At 72.0% G+C, this 17,794-nt stretch carries 15 protein-coding genes; 5 read left to right on the forward strand and 10 right to left on the reverse strand.

The window, feature by feature from the left end:
• Positions 1-48 precede the first annotated feature (48 nt).
• The 3 genes from ligA to DMB42_RS23960 all read right to left on the reverse strand — a co-directional run bounded on the left by ligA (position 49) and on the right by DMB42_RS23960 (position 3,741).
• On the reverse strand, positions 49-2,241 hold the full coding sequence (gene ligA, locus DMB42_RS23950; RefSeq protein ID WP_125637213.1) for an NAD-dependent DNA ligase LigA: 2,193 nt from the start codon (positions 2,239-2,241) through the stop codon (positions 49-51).
• Between the two features lie 73 nt (positions 2,242-2,314).
• Positions 2,315-2,734: a hypothetical protein gene (locus tag DMB42_RS23955; protein ID WP_125637214.1), complete on the reverse strand. Its 420-nt coding sequence runs from the start codon at positions 2,732-2,734 to the stop codon at positions 2,315-2,317.
• Between the two features lie 14 nt (positions 2,735-2,748).
• Complete coding sequence (locus tag DMB42_RS23960; RefSeq protein WP_125637215.1) at positions 2,749-3,741, reverse strand: methionine synthase; 993 nt, start codon at positions 3,739-3,741, stop codon at positions 2,749-2,751.
• A 24-nt stretch (positions 3,742-3,765) separates the two neighbouring features.
• Here DMB42_RS23960 and DMB42_RS23965 point away from each other — a divergent pair, with 24 nt between their 5' ends.
• Positions 3,766-4,398 carry an MBL fold metallo-hydrolase gene (locus DMB42_RS23965; RefSeq protein WP_125637216.1) on the forward strand — a complete coding sequence of 211 codons (633 nt, stop codon included), beginning with the start codon at positions 3,766-3,768 and terminating at the stop codon, positions 4,396-4,398.
• Here DMB42_RS23965 and mnmA read toward each other — a convergent pair.
• Positions 4,395-5,453 carry a tRNA 2-thiouridine(34) synthase MnmA gene (gene mnmA, locus DMB42_RS23970; protein WP_185844832.1) on the reverse strand — a complete coding sequence of 353 codons (1,059 nt, stop codon included), beginning with the start codon at positions 5,451-5,453 and terminating at the stop codon, positions 4,395-4,397. The genes DMB42_RS23965 and mnmA overlap by 4 nt on opposite strands.
• A gap of 67 nt (positions 5,454-5,520) precedes the next feature.
• On the opposite strand from mnmA, the gene DMB42_RS23975 reads away from it, so the two are divergent.
• Positions 5,521-6,573 carry a DUF695 domain-containing protein gene (locus DMB42_RS23975; protein ID WP_125637217.1) on the forward strand — a complete coding sequence of 351 codons (1,053 nt, stop codon included), beginning with the start codon at positions 5,521-5,523 and terminating at the stop codon, positions 6,571-6,573.
• On the opposite strand, the gene DMB42_RS23980 is transcribed toward DMB42_RS23975, so the two are convergent.
• A complete protein-coding gene (locus DMB42_RS23980) occupies positions 6,566-7,729 on the reverse strand; it encodes a cysteine desulfurase family protein (protein WP_125637218.1) in 1,164 nt (387 codons plus the stop codon). The genes DMB42_RS23975 and DMB42_RS23980 overlap by 8 nt on opposite strands.
• Before the next feature lie 53 nt (positions 7,730-7,782).
• Here DMB42_RS23980 and DMB42_RS23985 point away from each other — a divergent pair, with 53 nt between their 5' ends.
• The 3 genes from DMB42_RS23985 to DMB42_RS23995 all read left to right on the forward strand — a co-directional run bounded on the left by DMB42_RS23985 (position 7,783) and on the right by DMB42_RS23995 (position 10,421).
• Positions 7,783-8,292, forward strand: coding sequence for a TetR/AcrR family transcriptional regulator (locus DMB42_RS23985; RefSeq protein WP_125637219.1), 510 nt, complete (start codon positions 7,783-7,785; stop codon positions 8,290-8,292).
• A 436-nt stretch (positions 8,293-8,728) separates the two neighbouring features.
• Positions 8,729-9,916 carry an MFS transporter gene (locus tag DMB42_RS23990; protein ID WP_125637220.1) on the forward strand — a complete coding sequence of 396 codons (1,188 nt, stop codon included), beginning with the start codon at positions 8,729-8,731 and terminating at the stop codon, positions 9,914-9,916.
• Positions 9,917-9,986: 70 nt separating this feature from the next.
• On the forward strand, positions 9,987-10,421 hold the full coding sequence (locus DMB42_RS23995; RefSeq protein ID WP_185844833.1) for a rhomboid family intramembrane serine protease: 435 nt from the start codon (positions 9,987-9,989) through the stop codon (positions 10,419-10,421).
• 61 nt (positions 10,422-10,482) lie between these two features.
• On the opposite strand, the gene DMB42_RS24000 is transcribed toward DMB42_RS23995, so the two are convergent.
• From DMB42_RS24000 to DMB42_RS55135, 5 genes are all read right to left on the reverse strand, one after another.
• Positions 10,483-11,436 carry an electron transfer flavoprotein subunit alpha/FixB family protein gene (locus DMB42_RS24000; protein ID WP_125637222.1) on the reverse strand — a complete coding sequence of 318 codons (954 nt, stop codon included), beginning with the start codon at positions 11,434-11,436 and terminating at the stop codon, positions 10,483-10,485.
• A 19-nt stretch (positions 11,437-11,455) separates the two neighbouring features.
• On the reverse strand, positions 11,456-12,235 hold the full coding sequence (locus DMB42_RS24005; protein WP_125637223.1) for an electron transfer flavoprotein subunit beta/FixA family protein: 780 nt from the start codon (positions 12,233-12,235) through the stop codon (positions 11,456-11,458).
• 261 nt (positions 12,236-12,496) lie between these two features.
• Complete coding sequence (locus tag DMB42_RS24010; protein WP_125637224.1) at positions 12,497-13,720, reverse strand: serine/threonine-protein kinase; 1,224 nt, start codon at positions 13,718-13,720, stop codon at positions 12,497-12,499.
• A gap of 35 nt (positions 13,721-13,755) precedes the next feature.
• Positions 13,756-15,522 carry a serine/threonine-protein kinase gene (locus tag DMB42_RS56030; protein ID WP_125637225.1) on the reverse strand — a complete coding sequence of 589 codons (1,767 nt, stop codon included), beginning with the start codon at positions 15,520-15,522 and terminating at the stop codon, positions 13,756-13,758.
• 16 nt (positions 15,523-15,538) lie between these two features.
• Positions 15,539-17,677, reverse strand: a complete 2,139-nt coding sequence (locus DMB42_RS55135; RefSeq protein ID WP_312024754.1) for a protein kinase domain-containing protein — start codon at positions 17,675-17,677, stop codon at positions 15,539-15,541.
• Positions 17,678-17,794: the final 117 nt, after the last annotated feature.

Genomic DNA, 17,794 nt, shown 5'->3' on the forward strand with positions numbered 1-17,794 from the left:
CCCAACCGCAACCCCCCCTGCGGGACGCGAACCGGGCCCCGGACGCCGCTACGGCTCCTCGGTGACCGCCGCCCGCGCCGCCGCCTCCGGCCCCTCGTTCAGCAGCACCGCGAACCCCTGCTCGTCCAGGATCGGCACCCCGAGCCCGACCGCCTTGTCATACTTCGACCCGGCGTTCTCCCCCGCCACCAGGAACGACGTCTTCTTCGACACCGACCCGGCCACCTTCCCGCCCCGGCTGGTCAGCGCCTCGGACGCGGTGTCCCGCGTGTACGCCTCCAACGTGCCCGTGACCACGAACGTCAGCCCCTCCAGGATCTGGGGCTCCGTCTTCTCCGGCGCGGGACCGTCGTCCATCCGCACTCCGGCCGCCCGCCACCGCTCGACGATCTCCCGGTGCCAGTCGACCTCGAACCACTCGCGGATCGTCGTCGCCACCCGCGCCCCGATGCCCTTGACCGAGGCCAGCTCCTCCTCGGAGGCGTCCATGATGGCGTCGATCGACCTCATGGCCTCGGCGAGGTCGCGGGCCGTCGGCGGGCCGACGTGCCGGATCGACAGCGCGACCAGCACCTGCGCCAGCGGCGCGGCCTTGGCCCGGTCGAGCTCCTCGACCAGCGTGCGGGCGGCCTGGCTGGGGCCGCCGTCGAGGTTGGCGAACAGGGAGACGACCTTCTGCTCGCCGGTCTCCGGGTCGAGCTTGGGCAGGCCGGTGTCCTGGTCGCGGACGACCGACCGGATCGGCATGAGCTGCTCGATCGTCAGGTCGAACAGGTCGGCCTCGGTGCGCAGCACAGGCTCCTGCGGCGGCACCGGCTGCGTGAGCGCGGTCGCCGCGACGTAACCCAGCCCGTCGATGTCGAGCGCGCGCCGCCCGGCCGCGAAGTAGAGGCGCTCGCGGATCTGCGCGGGGCAACTGCGGGCGTTGGGGCAGCGCAGGTCGGCGTCGCCCTCCTTCTCGTACGCCAGCTCGGTGCCGCACTCGGGGCAGTGGGTCGGCATGACGAACTCCCGCTCGGACCCGTCGCGCAACGCCGTGACCGCGCCGACGATCTCGGGGATGACGTCGCCCGCCTTGCGCAGCACCACGGTGTCGCCGACGAGCACGCCCTTCTTGATCACCGTGGCGGCGTTGTGCAGCGTGGCCCGCTCGACGGTCGAGCCCGCGACCACGATGGGCTCCATCACCGCGTACGGCGTCACCCGCCCGGTGCGGCCGACCCCCACCTGGATGTCGAGCAGCTTGGTGTTGACCTCCTCCGGCGGGTATTTGTAGGCGATCGCCCACCGGGGGGCGCGCGAGGTGGACCCCAGCTCCCGCTGCATGCGGAAGTCGTCGACCTTGACCACGACCCCGTCGATCTCGTACGCCGGGTCGTGCCGGTGGACGCGGTAGTGCTCGATGAACCCGTCGACCCCGGTGAGACCGGGGACCACCTGGAACAGGTCGCTGACCGGCAACCCGAACTCGCGCAGCCGCTCGTAGACCTCCGACTGGGCGCGCGGCACGGCCGAGCCCTCCCAGAGGCCGATGCCGTGGACGAGCATGCGCAGCGGCCGCTGCGCGGTGACGCGCGCGTCCTTCTGCCGCAGGGTGCCGGCCGCCGAGTTGCGCGGGTTGGCGAACGGCGGCTTGCCCTGCTCCACGAGCTGCTCGTTGAGCCGCTGGAAGCCCTCGACCGGGATGTAGACCTCGCCGCGCACCTCGACCAGGCTCGGGACGCCCTCGCCCTTGAGCCGGTGGGGCACGCCCTTGATCGTGCGCACGTTGGCCGTGACGTCGTCGCCGACGCGCCCGTCGCCACGGGTCGCGCCGCGCTCCAGCTTGCCGTCGCGGTAGACCAGCGCGATGGCCAGCCCGTCGATCTTCAGCTCGCACAGGTAGGGACCCGGATCACGCTCGGCCAGCCGCTCGACCCGGGCCATCCAGGCGGCCATGTCGGCCTCGTTGAAGGCGTTGTCGAGGCTTTCCATGCGGTTGAGGTGGCTGACCTTCGCGAAGTCGCCCGAGACCGGCGCGCCCACCTTCTGGGTGGGCGAGTCGGGCGTCTGCAGCGGGGGGTGGGCCTCCTCCAGCGCGAGCAGCTCGCGGAACCACTCGTCGAACCGGGCGTCGCTGACCGTCGGCTGGTCGAGCACGTAGTAGCGCCAGCGCGCGTCCTCGACCTGCTCGCTCAGCTCGGCATGCCGCTTGAGCGCGGCCACGGGCACGCCCCCGACCTCGGTGTCACGCTCGCTCACGCAGGGTCTCCTTCCACGTCCAACACGCTGAGGAAACGCTACCGCCGGGCTCCGACAGGAACGACTTCGCGGGTCAGCCGCCCTGGGCCCAGACGCCTTCCCAGACCGAGCAGTTACCGGTGATCTTCCTTGCCGTGCCCCGGCAGACCCGGCCCTCGATGGAGAGCATGTAGCCGGTCGCGACCGAGAACTCGAGCGGCCGGGTGCCCGAGCAGTTGCGGTACGTCTTGTGCCCCTTGCCGCCGCCGTCCTTCTCCCAGCGGAACTGCAGCCAGGAGCACCCGGGCCGCCCGGGGAAGTCGTACAGCTTGCCGCTCACCACGAACCCGGGCCGGTCGAGCAGGACCTGCCCCTTCGCCTTCCCTGCCCGGTCGGCGGAGTAGATCGACCCCCAGCTCCACGTCTCGGGGTTGGCCGAGGCACTGGCGGGAACGGCGATCGAGGCGGACGCGATCAGCATGGCGGCACCGGCGGCCAGAGCGCGAACAATCATGAACCGGACGTTACTCACCCGCCTTGCATCCCGCTTGCCGGATCGTCCTTGAGCACCTGGGCGGCCTTCCGGCAGGCCGCCAGCGCCGCCCGCGCATATCGGGGCGAGGCCCCGGCGAGACCGCACGCGGGCGTCAGCGTGACCTTCCCGACCAGCCCGTCGGGCGCGAACCCGAGCCGCCGCCACAACTCCACCGCGGGCCTGGCGACCACGCCGGTGTCCGGCAGCGCGACGTCCCTGCCCGGCACGACGCCCAGCAGCAACGCGACGCCGGCCTCGAAGAGCTCGCCGAACTCCTCGTCGTCCCTGCGCCGCAGCAGCGCCGCGTCGACCGACACGCCCCGCACCCCGGCCCGCCGCAGCAGCGCGTACGGCACCCCCCGCGCGCAGCAGTGGACCACCGGGTCGGGGAACAGCTTCAGCGACTCCTCCACCCGCCACTCCTCCACGGCCGCCAGCCGCCCGAACCCCGAGGCCGTCGGCACCGTGCCCGCCAGCACGCCGGGCAGCCCCGGCTCGTCGAGCTGCAACACGATCTCGGTGACGCCCGGCAGCCGCCGCCGCACCTCGGCGCAGTGGTCGGCGACCCCCTGGGCCAGCGACGCGACCAGGTCGCGCACGGCCCCCGCGTCGGAGAGCATCTTGTCGCCGAACTTCAGCTCAAGGGCCCCGGCCAGCGTCCACGGCCCGCAGACCTGCAGCTTGAGCGGCCCCGAGTAGTCGTGGCCGACCTCCTCCAGCCCGTCGAGGTCGCGGCGCAGGTGATCGACGGCCCGATGGTGGTCGCGGCCCGGCCGGTCGGCCAGCCGCCACCCGGACGGCTGCACCTCGACCGGCAGGTCGACCAGCAGCCCGGCCGTCCTGCCGATCATGTCGCCGCCGACCCCGCGGGCCGGCAACTCTGGCAGGTACGGCAGGCCGGGCACCTCGCCGAACACGACACGGATCGCCTCAAGATGATCCTCACCCGGATGCGAACCGACCCCGGTGGCTTCCCACGTAGACATGGTCACAAGCGTAGGCTCTGCCGAATGGAGCTCACCAAACTCACGCACGCCTGCGTACGCCTTGAGAAGAACGGCAAGATCCTGGTCATCGACCCGGGCACGTTCTCGGACGAGCCGGTGCTCGACGGGGTCGACGCGGTGCTCATCACCCACCAGCACTTCGACCATTTCGACATCGACAAGCTGAAGGCCGCCCCGGCCGGCATCGAGGTCTGGACCTGCGAGGGCGTCGCGGCCCAGTTGACGGACGTGCCGGTCAAGGTCGAGGTGGTCCGGCACGGCGACTCGTTCGAGGCGGCCGGTTTCCGGGTGAAGGCGTTCGGCGAGTGGCACACCAAGAACCACCCGGACGCGCCTGTCGTATCGAATGTCGGCTTCATGCTCGACGACGAGGTGTTCTATCCGGGTGACGCGCTCACCCTGCCCGGGGTCGAGGTGCCCACCCTCCTGGCGCCGACCAACGCCCCCTGGATGAAGCTCAGCGAGATGGTCGAATACCTGCGCACAGTGCGGCCGGCCCGCGCGTTCTCCACGCATGACGGCCTGCTCAACGACATCGGCCTGTCGCTGGTGGACACCTATTTGGAGCTGGAGTCCGAGAAGCAGGGCGCCGACATGCGCCGGCTCAAGGTCGGCGAGTCGGTGACCCTGCCCTAGGCGGCCGAGACGATGGTGGCCGAGCCGATGACGGTGTCACCGGAGTAGAGCACCGCCGCCTGGCCCGCGGCGACGCCGGTGGCCGCGCGGTCGAGGTCGATGCGCAGGCCGCCGTCGATCTCGTCGAAGCGGCAGGCGTAGACCTCGCCGTGGGCCCTGAGCTGCACGGTCAGGTCGTCGAAGCGGGACGGGCCGTTCCAGACCGGGCGGGCGCAGGTGATCGAGGTGACCTCAAGTGCCGATCGCGGGCCGACCGTGACCGTGTTGGAGACCGGCTCGATCGACAACACGTAGCGCGGCCTGCCGTCGGCGGCCGGGCGGTCGATGTGCAGGCCCTTGCGCTGGCCCACCGTGAAACCGTGGGCGCCCTGGTGGGTGCCCACGACCGCGCCCTCCTGGTCGACGATCGGGCCCTGCTCGGCGCCGAGCCGGCCGGCCAGGAAACCGCGCGTGTCGCCGTCGGCGATGAAGCAGATGTCGTGGCTGTCGGGCTTGTCGGCGACGGTCAGGCCGCGCCGCGCGGCCTCCTCGCGCACCTCGGCCTTGGTGGAGTCGCCGAGGGGGAAGATCGCGTGGCTGAGCTGCTCACGGGTGAGCACCCCCAGCACGTACGACTGGTCCTTGCCCTGGTCGACGCTCCTGGACAGCTCGCCGCCGGACAACTTGGCGTGGTGGCCGGTCGCGACCGCGTCGAAGCCGAGCGCGAGCGCCCGGTCGAGCACCGCCTCGAACTTGATCTTCTCGTTGCACCGCAGGCACGGATTGGGTGTGCGGCCCGCGGCGTATTCGGCCACGAAGTCCTCCACCACGTCGCGCTGGAAACGCTCGGCCATGTCCCAGATGTAGAACGGGATGCCGATCACGTCGGCGGCCCGCCGCGCGTCGCGGGAGTCCTCGATCGTGCAGCAGCCTCGCGCGCCCGTACGGTGGGATTGAGGGTTGGCCGACAAGGCCAGATGCACACCAGTGACGTCGTGACCGGCCTCGGCGATCCGGGCGGCGGCCACGGCGGAATCGACGCCGCCCGACATGGCGGCAAGCACACGCAGTCCCATGACCGTTCCAGCGTACTGTCCGGCGGGGAGTGCGCGGCCATCGGCTCCGTCTGGAAGGATTCAGCGCATGCGACTGTTCGGGCGCAAGGACGAAGAGCAAGAGGCCGACGGGCCCGGCGACGGCGTCGCCGAGTTCTGGGTGTGGTGGCAGGAGGCCAGGCCACGGCTCGACTCGCTGGTGGCGGCGGGCACGGCCGAGGGCATCGAGGAGCTGGTCGCCCCCGCGGTGGCCGCGCTCGATCCCGGCCTGGTCTGGGAGGTGGCGCCCGGCAGGAACGCCGCGCACATCCTGGTGGTGACCGCGGCCGGCGACGCCGAGCTGCGTTCGCTGGCCCACCGCTGGGCCAGGGCGGCACCGCCGGCCGACCTGCTGTGGGAGTTCCACCCGTCGCGCCAGGCCAACCCGCAGGCGCTGGAGCTGACGCTCGACGTCGGCGGCTTCGAGTTCGCGCTCGACAAGCTGAAGTTCGGGCTGCGCGTGCCGCGCAACCAGCCGCGGGTCGACGTGTCCGCCTATCACCCGATCTTCGCCGAGCTCGACGAGGAGACCCGCCTGGAGGCGGCGCTGCTCGCCCTCGACTGGCTGCTGGGCGAGGACGACGTCGCCAGGTGGGTGGGCGAGATCACACCCGCCACGCACGAGCCGATCGACGCGGTCGCCGCCGTCCACGTGCCCGCCGTGGTCGCCGACCTCGCCTCGGGCTACCAGGACGAGGAGTGGGTGCTGCTCGAAGGCCAGACCGGCGAGGGCGCGCCGCTGGTCGCCACCGCCCGCTTCCCGCTGCGGCCCGTCGACCATCCGCTGTTCGACCAGCACATCGAGATCACGCTCCCGTACGCCCACCGCGACGAGAACGGCCTGCCGGTCGGCGACTCGCTGACCGCGCTGCGCGACTTCGAGGAACGCCTGGCCACCCGCCTGCTCAAGCTGCGTGACGACGCCCTGCTGGCCGCCCACCTGAGCGCAGCGGGCCACCGGGTCATCCACGTCTACGCCGACCCGACCTCCGAGGCGTCGATCCACGCCAAGGAGCTGATCGTGAGCTGGGAGGAGGGCGAGCCGCGGGTCGACGTGGCCACCGACCCCGCCTGGACCGCGGTCTCCCCCTTCCTCAGCTGAGCCCGGCCCTGCGGGCGCGTTCGACGGCCGCGGGCAGCACCTCGATCAGGCGGTCGACGTCGTCCCTGGTCGAGGTGTGGCCGAGGGTGAACCTGAGCGAGCCGCGGCCGGCGGCGGCGTCGGCCCCCATCGCGAGCAGCACGTGCGAGGGCTGGGCCACGCCCGCCGAGCAGGCCGAGCCGGTCGAGCACTCCACGCCCTTGGCGTCGAGCAGCATGAGCAGCGCGTCGCCCTCGCAGCCGGGGAAGGAGAAGTGGGCGTTGCCGGGCAGGCGGTTGACCGGGTCGCCGTTGAGCACGACGTCGGGGACCGCCTGGCGTACACGCTCGATGAGCTCGTCGCGCAGCGACGTCAGGCGGCGGCCCAGGGCCTCCTGCTCCTTCACGGAGGTCCGGACGGCGGCGGCGAGGCCCGCGATGGCGGGCGCGTCGAGGGTGCCCGAGCGTACGTCGCGCTCCTGACCGCCGCCGTGCTGCACCGACACCGGTGTCAGCCCTCTGGCCAGCAGCAGCGCCCCCACGCCCATCGGCCCGCCGACCTTGTGGCCGGTCAGCGTGAGCGCGTCGGCGCCCGAGTCGGCGAACGACACCGGCAGCAGCCCGATCGCCTGCACCGCGTCGGTGTGGAACGGGATGCCGTGGTCGTGGGCGACGGCCGCCAGCACGTGGACGGGCTGGATCGTGCCGACCTCGTTGTTGGCCCACATGACGCTGATCATGGCGACGCCGTCGGGGTCGCGTTCGATGGCGGCGCGCAGCGTGTCGGGGTGGACGCGGCCGTATTCGTCGACGTCGAGCAGCTCGACCTCGGCGCCCTGGCTGTCGGCCAGCCACGCGGCGGGGTCGAGGGCGGCGTGGTGCTCGACGGAGCTGATCAGGATGCGCCGCCGCGGCCTGCGCGCCCAGTAGAGGCCCTTGATGGCGAGGTTGTCGGCCTCGGTGCCGCCCGAGGTGAAGACCACCTCGCTCGGCCGGGCACCCAGGGCGTCGGCGATGGTCTCGCGGGACTCCTCGACGACCCTGCGCACCTGACGGCCCGCGGCGTGCAGCGAGGAGGCGTTGCCGACGCGTTTGAGTTGCTCCGTCATGGCCTCGATCGCTTCGGGCAGCATCGGCGTGGTCGCCGCATGATCAAGATAGGCCGACGGTCGTGTCACCCGCTCAGGGTATCTCGTTTGCTACTGTACCGTCCGGACGGTACAGTAGCGGTATGAGAAGGGACGAGTTGCTGGACGCGGCGGAGGATCTCCTGTGCGACCAGGGCTCGGCCGCGCTGACACTGTCCGCCGTGGCCGACCGGGCCGGCGTGAGCAAGGGCGGTCTTCTTTACCACTTCGGCACCAAAGAGGCCCTGATCAGGGGCATGGTCGAACGGCTGATCGAAGAGTTCGACGACCTGACGGCCGCCCAGGAGGGCGGGACGTACACCGAGCGCTACCTCGGCGCCACGCTGGCCGCCGTGCGTTCGGGCCGGCTGCGACGATGGGCCGTCGTCACGGGCGCGTCGGGCAACCTCTTCCTGCTCGCACCGCTGCGGGAGGCGATGGCCCGCTGGCACCGCGAGGGGCTGGGCGACGAGCCCGACCCGCTGGCCTCCCAGATCGTACGCCTGGCCTGCGAAGGGCTGTGGGACGTGGCGAGCCATGACCCGCAGCTCAACTCCGAGGCGGACCTCAAGGCCCTGGAAGCCCGGCTGAGAGCCCTGCTCAAACCGGGCTGACCCGTCCCGTTCCGCAACGTGTCGCGGGTCACTTTCGCCCCGGGAATGCGCGGGCGTCACTTCTGGTTCCGATGTCGGAGCTTCGCCCGAAGCTCCCGTGGCGGACTCGGAGTGACGGGAGGCGACCTCGCGATGACGTACCCCGGCCTGCCTGGTCCCTGTCCCCCTGCGACCGTGGTCCCACCGACCGGCCGCTGAGCCCCGCGCGTCCCTGACGGTCGCGCCCGGACGGCGTGCCCGGCCGCGCGACGTGACCCCCGACCTGCCTGAGCCGGTCGCACCCTCCCCCCGTCCGCCCCGCTCGACGAGCGGGGTGGTCCGGTGCCGCGTGGCGCCGTCCCTTCGAGTTCTCCTTCCCCCCATGGTTGTCCGGGCGCTCCCGTACGAGGAGCGCCCGTTTTATGGCGAAATAACAAGCTTGTGAGAGGTGTGCCTTATGACCCGCGACCTGAGGACGGCCCGTTACGGGGCGATCCTCACCTTCGTCCTCAGTGGCCTGATGGTGGGCACGATGACCGTGCGCATCCCCGCCCTGACCGACAAACTCGGCCTGTCCGAGTCCACGGTCGGCGCGGTGCTCCTCGCATGGGGCCTCGGCGCCCTCGTGACCATGCAGTCAATGCGACGGATCATGGCCCGCGCGGGCAGCAGGGCGGTTCTGCGGATCGGCGCCCCACTCACCGCGGTCGGCCTGCTGGCCGTCGCCTTCGCCCCCAACCTGCCCCTGCTCATCCTGGCCGCGACGTTCTTCGGCATGGCCTTCGGCACCGTGGACGTCGCCATGAACGCCCAGGGCTCCACCGTCGAGCAGGCGTACGGCCGACCGCTGATGAACGGCATGCACGCCGGCTGGTGCGTCGGCGCCATCTCGGCCGGTGCCCTCGGCAGCCTGTCGATCGCCGCCGGGTTGTCGTTCACCGCCAACCTGGCGCTGGTCGCCCTGGTCTCGCTGCCGGTCGCGGTGCTGATCGGGCGTACGTACCTGCCCGAGGCCCCCATGACGGAGGCCACGCGCACGGCCAGGAGCCGCATGCCGGCCATCGTCTACCTGCTCGGCGCGATCATGTTCTTCGCCTTCATGGTCGAAGGCGTGGTCGCCGACTGGAACGGCCTCTACATGCGCAACGAGCTCGGCGCCCCCGAGGCACTGGCCGCGCTCGGCTACCCGGTGTTCGAGGCGGGCATGCTGCTGGCCAGGCTCGGCGGTGACCGGCTGCGTTCCAGGTTCGGGGTACGCGGCATGCTGGGCGTGTCGGGCGTGGCCACGGCCGGGTTCTTCGCGGTCGTGCTGATGGCCCCGGCGGCGCTGGTGGCGGTCTCGGCGATGTTCTTCGTCGGGCTCGGCGTGGCCACGATCGCGCCGCTGACGCTGTCCCTGGCGGGCACCGCGACCGACACGCCCGGACCGGCGATCGCCCAGGCGGGCGCCATGGGCTACGCGGGCCTGCTGCTCGGCCCGGTGGTGATCGGCTTCCTGTCGGACGCCACCTCGCTGCGCGGCGCGCTCGGCATCGCGGTCGTCCTGGGTGTGCTGATCGCCGTGGCCTCGCGGTTCCTGCCGCGCAAGGAGACGCCGGTGTTCGCGGCCGTTCCCGTCCGGGAGCCGGTGAAGGTCGCCGCGTAGGACATTTGTCATGGCAAGCCTCGTACATCCGTCCATGTCTGATTCAGGGCGGGCGTGCGAGGCTCTTGCCGTGTTCAAGCCATATGTCACCGCTGTCGTGTTCGTTGTCACGGCGGTTCCCAGCCTCCTCCAGTTCGCCCTCCCGGGGCTGGAGCCCGCGTGGATGCGGGACCCGGCCGCGATCTCGGGCGGCGAGTGGTGGCGGCTGGGTACGGCGCTCGTGGTCCAGGACGGCGGCGTGTTCGGCGTCCTGTTCAACCTGGCGTTCCTCGCGGTGATCGGCTACGCCGCCGAGCGCGCGTTCGGGCCCGGCCGCTGGCTCCTGCTGTACGCCTCGGGCGCGATCGCGGGCGAGGCCGCCGGCTACCTCCTGAACGACCCCGGCGCCGGCAACTCCATCGCCCTGTGCGGCCTGGCCGACCTGCACGGCTTCGCGCTGCCGGCGGGCGTCCTTGCGGGATGGGCCGGCGCGTACGCCCGGACCACGCCCGCGAGGACCGCGTGAAACTGCCGGGAACGGCCGAAGGCGGCGCCGCACGTCGTGCGGCGCCGCCTTCGCGTGGAACCTACTTGCGCTTGTCGACCTCTTCGGTGAGCTGCGGGACGACCTGGTGCAGGTCACCCACGACCCCGTAGTCGGCCAGCTCGAAGATCGGCGCCTCCGGGTCCTTGTTGATCGCGATGATGGTCTTCGCGGTCTGCATGCCGGCCCGGTGCTGGATGGCGCCCGAGATCCCGGCCGCGATGTAGAGCTGCGGCGAGACCGTCTTGCCCGTCTGGCCCACCTGGAACTGGTGGGGGTACCAGCCGGCGTCCGTGGCGGCGCGCGAGGCGCCCACGGCCGCGCCCAGCGCGTCGGCCAGGCCCTCGATGACGGAGAAGTTCTCGGCGGAGCCGACGCCCCGGCCGCCCGAGACCACGATCGCGGCCTCGGTCAGCTCGGGCCGGGCGCCCTTCTCCTGCTTGACGCGCTCGACGATGCGGGCGGCCTTCGCGACCTCGCTCAGCGCGACCGACACCGCCTCCACCGCGCCGGCGCCCGCGGCGGCCTGCGGGGCCGTCGAGTTCGGGCGTACGGCGACGATCGGCGTGCCCTTGCTCACCCTGGAGTGGACGTTGACGCCGCCACCGAAGATCGACTGGTCGGCCACGAAGCCCTCGGACAGGCCCACGGCGTCGGTGATGACGCCGGAGTCGGTCTTGACGGCCAGGCGACCGGCGACCTCCTTGCCCTCGGCCGTAGCGGCCACGAGCACCGCGGCGGGCGACTTCTCGGCGACGAGCTGGGCCAGCAGCTCGGCCTTGAGCGTGACCACGTGGTCGACGATGTCGGCGGACGCGGCGTCGTAGATCTTCTCGGCGCCGTACTCGGCCAGCTTGGCCTTGGCGGCGTCGCCGAGGCCGGGACCGGCCCAGACGGCGGCGGGCGTGCCGAGCGAGCGGGCCAGGGTCAGCAGTTCGAGCGTGACCTTCTTGACCTCGCCTTCGACCTGCTCCACGAGAACGAGAATCTCCGACATATCAGTAAAACCCCCGTTCTCAGATGAACTTCTTGGAAGCGAGGAAGTCGGCGGCCTTCGTGCCACCGTCGCCCTCGTCCTTGACGATCGTGCCGGCGGCGCGCGGCGGCGCGGCGGCGAAGTCGACCACCTCGGACCAGGCGGCGCCCAGGCCCACCTGCGCGGCGTCGATCTCGGCGTCGGCGATGGCGAGCGTCTCGACCGGCTTCTTCTTGGCCGCCATGATGCCCTTGAAGGACGGGTAACGCGGCTCGTTGATCTTCTCGACCACGGACACGACGGCCGGCAGCGAGGCCTGGACCCGGTCGAAGCCGTAGTCGGTGAGGCGCTGGACGGTGATCGAGGAGCCCTCGACGTCGACCTTGTTGGCCAGCGTGAGCTGGGCCGTGCCGAGGCGCTCGGCCAGCATCGCGGCCAGCACGCCGGTACGGGCGTCGGTGGACTCCGAACCCAGGACGACCAGGTCGAACCCGATCTTCTTGAGCACCTGGGCCATCGCGTACGAGGTGGACAGCGCGTCGGAGCCGTGGAGGGCGTCGTCGCTCAGGTGGACGGCCTTGTCGGCGCCCATCGCCAGGGCCTTGCGGATGGTCTCGGTGGCCCTGCCCGGACCCATGGTGAGCACGGTCACCTCGCCACCGTGGGCCTCCTTGAGCTTCAATGCCTCCTCGACCGCGTACTCGTCAAGCTCGTTGACCACGCCGTCGACGGCGTCACGATCGAGCGTGTTGTCATCGGACCGCAGCTTGCGCTCGGTCGCCGTATCGGGGACCTGCTTCACGCAGACGACGATGTTCATGGCCGGTGGCCGACCTCCCGTGTTCGCGTGCGCCCACCGCGTCGCTGCGATAGGCGCCGAATGCAATGCTGACCAGACTGCCAGGTTCCCGGCGGGCTCCTGACACGGGGTGGGTCAGAGTCGTACCCTGGCTCCCGCGGTCATGTTACCCATGGGTAGCTTACGCGCAAACCGGCAGCTCCGTGCGACCGGCCCCGATAAGCCCTGTCCGTTCCCACCATACCGAACTTTATTCGGTACGGCCGTGTCACCCCGGGCGAATCAGGCGGACAGCAGGAAGACGATGCCCACCACCAGAGCCGTACCCGCGAACAGGGCAAGTGTGAACGTGCTGAACACCGCGGCCAGCCCGAAACACATCCCGACCGCCCCGGCCACGCTCGCCAGGTCGACGATCATCCGGGCCCGCCGGTGGGGCCCGCGCGAGAACAGCGCCACACCCGCGTCGCTCACGACGCCCAGCGCGTAGGCGGCCAGCAGGAAGAGCGCCACCTCCGGCAGCGGCTCGCGGGCAGCCGCGGCCAGCAGCGACACGAACAGGCCCGAGCCGATCAGCCACCGCCTGCGCACCTTCTCCCGGTGCCGGGCCCGCGACTCCTCCACCGACCGGCGATGTCCTTCGGCGCCCGGCCGCCACTCCCTGGTGCTCATGTCGTCCGCGGGCCGGGGGCGCGCCGCCGCGGCGGACGGGTGGGGGCCGGACTGGGGGACGTGCGAAACGGGGGCGACGCCCAGGCGGGCGCAGATCTGGGCGGCCGTGGGCCGGGCGGCGGGGTCGGTGGACAGGCACTCGCGTAACAGCGGCGCCAGCCAGTCGGGCACGCCGTCCAGGTCGGGCGGGTGGTGCACGACCCGGTAGGCCACCGCCGAGGCCGGACCCTGCCCGTACGGCTGCCGCCCGGTCGCGGCGAAGGCGAGCGTCGCGCCGAAGGAGAACACGTCGGCCTCGACGCCCGCGGCGCCGCCTTCGAGGATCTCGGGAGCCAGGTAGCCGGGCGTGCCGACCACCGCGCCCGAGGCCGTGACCGACAGCGAGTCGAGCGCGCTGGCGATGCCGAAGTCGATGACGACCGGGCCGTCCTCGCTCATCATCACGTTGGCCGGCTTGAGGTCACGGTGGACGACCCCGGACTCGTGCATCGCGAGCAGCGCGTCCGCCAGGCCCGAGGCCAGCGGGCCCAGTCCGGCGACGGGCACGGGCACCGCGCTGAGCGGACGCCCCTGGACGTACCGGGTCACCAGGTAGGGTCTGGAGCCCTCCAGCGAGGCGTCCAGCACCTCGGCCACGTGCGGCCCGCCGACCCGGCGCATCGTCTCGACCTCGCGCGCCAGCCTGGCGAGGGCGAGGCCGTCGGCCGCGACATGGGGATGCAGCACCTTGACCGCGACCGTACGCCCCTCGGCGTCGAGCGCCAGGTGCACCTCGCCGAACCCGCCCGCGCCGAGCCTGGAGAGAAGCTCATAAGGGCCGAGGCGCTCGCTCATACCTCACCTCTCCCCCGCCGAGCCGACGGGGACACTCAGGACCACGGAGTCAGGAACCCCAACCCCAGCCCGTCGAGCAGACTTTCGATGAGGCCGGTGATCAATCCGACGGTGCTCTGCCTGGCCTCGCTCGCCAGGTTGTCGATCACGCTCTGCGGAGCCCGCCAGGGTGCCCACACCGGGTCCTGGCCGAGCGCGAACATCACCGCGAACAGCGCCGCCGTGCCCACCGCGACGACCGCGACCAGCGCCGCTCCGGGGCTGCGCAGCACGCCGGTGAGCGTACGGGTCACGGCCTTGCGCGGCGCGCCGCCGCCCGGCAGCACGAACAGGCCACCCGCGAACGCCCCCGCCGCGAAGGCGGCGGCCTGGTTGGTGCCCATCCCGCCGGCCCAGTGGAGCGCCCCCCAGACGCAGGCGCCGAACAGCAGCGCGAGCGGCGTGTGGACCACCGTCACCAGCGCGGCCTTGACCAGCGCCCACGGCGTGCCGACCAGGGCGAGCAGCGGGTCGGCCGAGCTGCTGCCGCGGATCTGGCGCCGCTTGACCATGTCGCCGAAGAGGTATTCGCCCACCCGCAGCACCAGTGCCAGCGCGACGGCCACCGCGCCCATCACCACGGGCATCATGACGGTCAGCGCGACCAGTGTGGCCAGCAGCAGCAACCCGGTCACCTGGCTGCCGAACAGGTATCTCTTCCGCTCCGCCGGAGGCACGTGGCCGCGCGGCTGGGGCGGCGGTGTGTACGGGGGCGGCTGCCGCGGTGGCGCCGGGTAGCCCGCCACCCGCTGGTCGGTACGGGGCACCGGGCGGGCGGACGTCGGCGCGGGCACGTACGGCGGCGGCCGCTCCTCCCGCCGCGCGGGCGGCGGCGGGGGCGGTGGCGGCGCCGGCTTGCGGTACTCGACCGGCGGCAGCAGGTCCGAGAACGTGTCCATCGCGCGCGTGCCGCCGCCCATGCGCTTGGTGCCGGTCGGCCCCTCGATCTCGTTGAACGTCGTCACCGACGGGTCGAGCGCCCTGGCCATCCGCAGCAGCTCCTGCGCGCCCGGCCGGTCGGCGGGATCGACCCGCAGCGCGCGCGACAACCAGCCGCGCAACCACGCGGGCGCGCGGTCGAGCTGGGCGCGCCCCTCCATGATGTTGAAGCAGACCGCCTCGAACGTCCCGGTGCCGAACGGCGGCGCGCCCGTCGCGGCGAAGAACACCGTCGAGGCCAGCGCGTGCACGTCGGCCGCCTGGGTGATCTCGGAATCGCGGATGATCTCGGGCGCCAGGTAGCCCGGCGTGCCGACGAACATGCCCGTCTGGGTCAGCCGGGTCGCGTTCACCAGGTGGGCGATGCCGAAGTCGATGACCAGCGCCTCGCCGTCGACCAGCATGACGTTGGACGGCTTGAAGTCGCGGTGGATCACGTCGGCCGCGTGGATCCCGACCAGCGCCTGGCACAGCCCCTGGGCCAGCCTGATGACCTGCCGCGCCTCCAGAGCCCCCTCGCTCAGCACGGTCTCTTCCAGCGTGCGACCCGGGGCGAAGCGGGTCACGACGTACGGCTGGCCCCCCACCAGCTCGGCGTCGATGACCTCGGCGACGTGCGGACTGCGCACCCGGCGCATGGTCTCGACCTCGCGCGTGAGCCGGTCGCGGGCCTTGAGGTCGGCGGCGACATGGGGGTGGAGGACCTTGATGGCGACCTCGCGGCCCTCACCGTCGAGACCCAGGTGGACGACCCCCATGCCGCCCTCGCCGATCTTCCTGACGATGCGGTAGGGGCCGAGGCGTTCCGGCGCTTGGATGCTCATCGCCACCTTCCTCGGCTCAGCCGCCCGTCTTCAGGCTGGTGAGCTCCTTCGTCACGGGTGTGACGTCCAGCGGACTCCATACACTCCCCCTTGGCGTGTCCCCGAACGTGCCGTAGGCGAGGATCAGCGAGAGCGCGGCGCCCGCCGCCAACACTCCCGCCATCGCCATGGCCGCTGTTCTCGAGGGTACGAGCGATGAGAGCGTTCTGCGCATCTGCCGCCCCGGACCCTCGACGCCCGGACCGGCGCAGACGGTCCAGAGCGCGACCGCGGCGCCCCACGCGAGGGCGTTGGCCGAGTCCATCTTGACCACCACGCTGAGCAGTAGCGTCACCGGCAGTCCGAGGATGAGGGCGTACAGGACGAGGGCGAGCGTGATGCCCACCGACTTGGCCAGCGCCTGGGGCAGGGCGAAGACCCTGAGCACGTCGAGCGCGGCGGCCCCGGCGGGCCTGCGGCTGTTGAGTGCGGGCTGGGCCAGGTCGGCCGCGCGCAGCAGCACCGCGATCGGGATCGCCACCGCCGCCACCAGGACGGGCGCCGTCACGGCCGCCACGATCAGGAGGATCAGCAGCATGGCGCTCGCCACGCCGTACGCCTTCGAGCGCTGCAACGGCTGCCCCGGACGGGCGCCCTGGGCGTACGGCTCGTGATTGGCCTGCGAATCTTGGGGCGGATACTGCTGCTGCTGCGCCGGGATGTAGGGCGGCGGCTGCATGGGGATCGGGCCGGGCCTGCCGTAGTCGGACTGGTCGGGGCCCGCGTTCATCCGGCCGTGGTCCAGATGGTCGGGACCGGCGTTGAGGCGGCCGAACTCGGCCGAGTCCGGGCGTACGCGCCGGGTGGGCACGTCGGCCTCGTAATGGTTGACCTGCGGCTGCGGCTGCGGCTGCGCGTACGACTGCTGCGCGTGCGATTGGGAGTGCTGGTGCGGCGGGGGCTGCTGTTGCGGCCAGGGCTGGCTGGGGCCGGCCTCGCGCTGGATCTGGCGCAGTTCCTCCGGCGACACCCGGCGGGTCGGCCACGGGTCACCGGCGCCCTGGCCCGGCAGCGCCTGGCCGGGCAGCCCCTGGCCGGGCAGCCCCTGGCCGGGCACCGCCTGGTTGGGCACCGCCTGGCCGGGCGACCCGGCGCCCTGGTTGGGCAGCAGGGAGACGTAGTGCGGGTCGGCGGACGGCGGGACGGGCTGCTCCTGGCCCTCGATGAGCCGGCGCGGCGTCATCGGCGGCGTGGAGATGTCGTAGGAGGGCTTCTCCCCCAGGAACGGCGGCCGCCTGGTCGGGTAGTCCTCGGCCGGGGGCGCGTCGGGCCGCGGCACGGTGGAGATCTCCTCGGGCGCGCCCTGCGGCGGCCGCGGCAACATCCGGGCCGTCTGCTCGGCCAGGTCGGCGGCCTTGGGCCGCTTGGCCGGGTTGCGCTGGAAGCCCGCCTTGAGCAGCGGCTGAAGCTCGGACGGCACGCCGCTGATGTCGGCCTTGCCGGCGGTGATGTTGTAGAAGATCATCTCCAGCGTGCCCTTGCCGAAGGGCGGCTGGCCGGTGCCGGCGTAGAGCAGCGTGCCCGCCCAGGCGTGGATGTCGACCTCGGGGCCCGCCTCCTGGCCCTCGATGATCTCGGGCGCGAGGTAGCCGGGCGTGCCGATGAACATGCCGGTCTGGGTCAGCCTGGTCGCGTCGACCGCCTGCGCGATGCCGAAGTCGATCAGGACGGGCTCGCCGTCGAGGATCAGCACGTTGCCCGGTTTGAGGTCGCGGTGGATCACGCCGACGGAGTGGACGACGGCCAGCGCCGAGGCCACGCCGTGCGCGACCCGGACCAGCGCGGGCAGGTCGAGCGGCCCGTCGTCGTTGACGATCTCGTCGAGGGGACGGCCGGGCACGTAACGGGTGACGATGTAGGGACGATGACCGGTCACGTCCGCATCGAGCACTTCCGCGATGAATTTGCTGCGGACCCGGCGCATGGTCTCGACCTCACGCGAAAGCCGTCGCCTGGCGACCTCGTCGCCGGCGACCTCTCCGCGCAGGACCTTGACCGCCACCTGCCGCCCCTGAGGGTCGACAGCGAGGTGGACAACGCCCATCCCGCCTTCACCGAGCCGCCTGAGCAGCCGGTAAGGGCCTAGTCGGTCATCGTTCATGGCATGAAGCACCATACCGGCTTAATCCCCGCCCACGAGATGAACCATGAGGCCACATTCCCAGTCGTACAACGTCCGATACGGCCTCATCGGTTTCCCATCCAACGGTCTCGAATTGGCTTCAGTTCGGCT

Origin of the sequence: Nonomuraea sp. WAC 01424 (assembly GCF_003947315.1) — a bacterium.
In the GTDB taxonomy this organism is placed as follows: Bacteria; Actinomycetota; Actinomycetes; order Streptosporangiales; family Streptosporangiaceae; genus Nonomuraea; species Nonomuraea spiralis.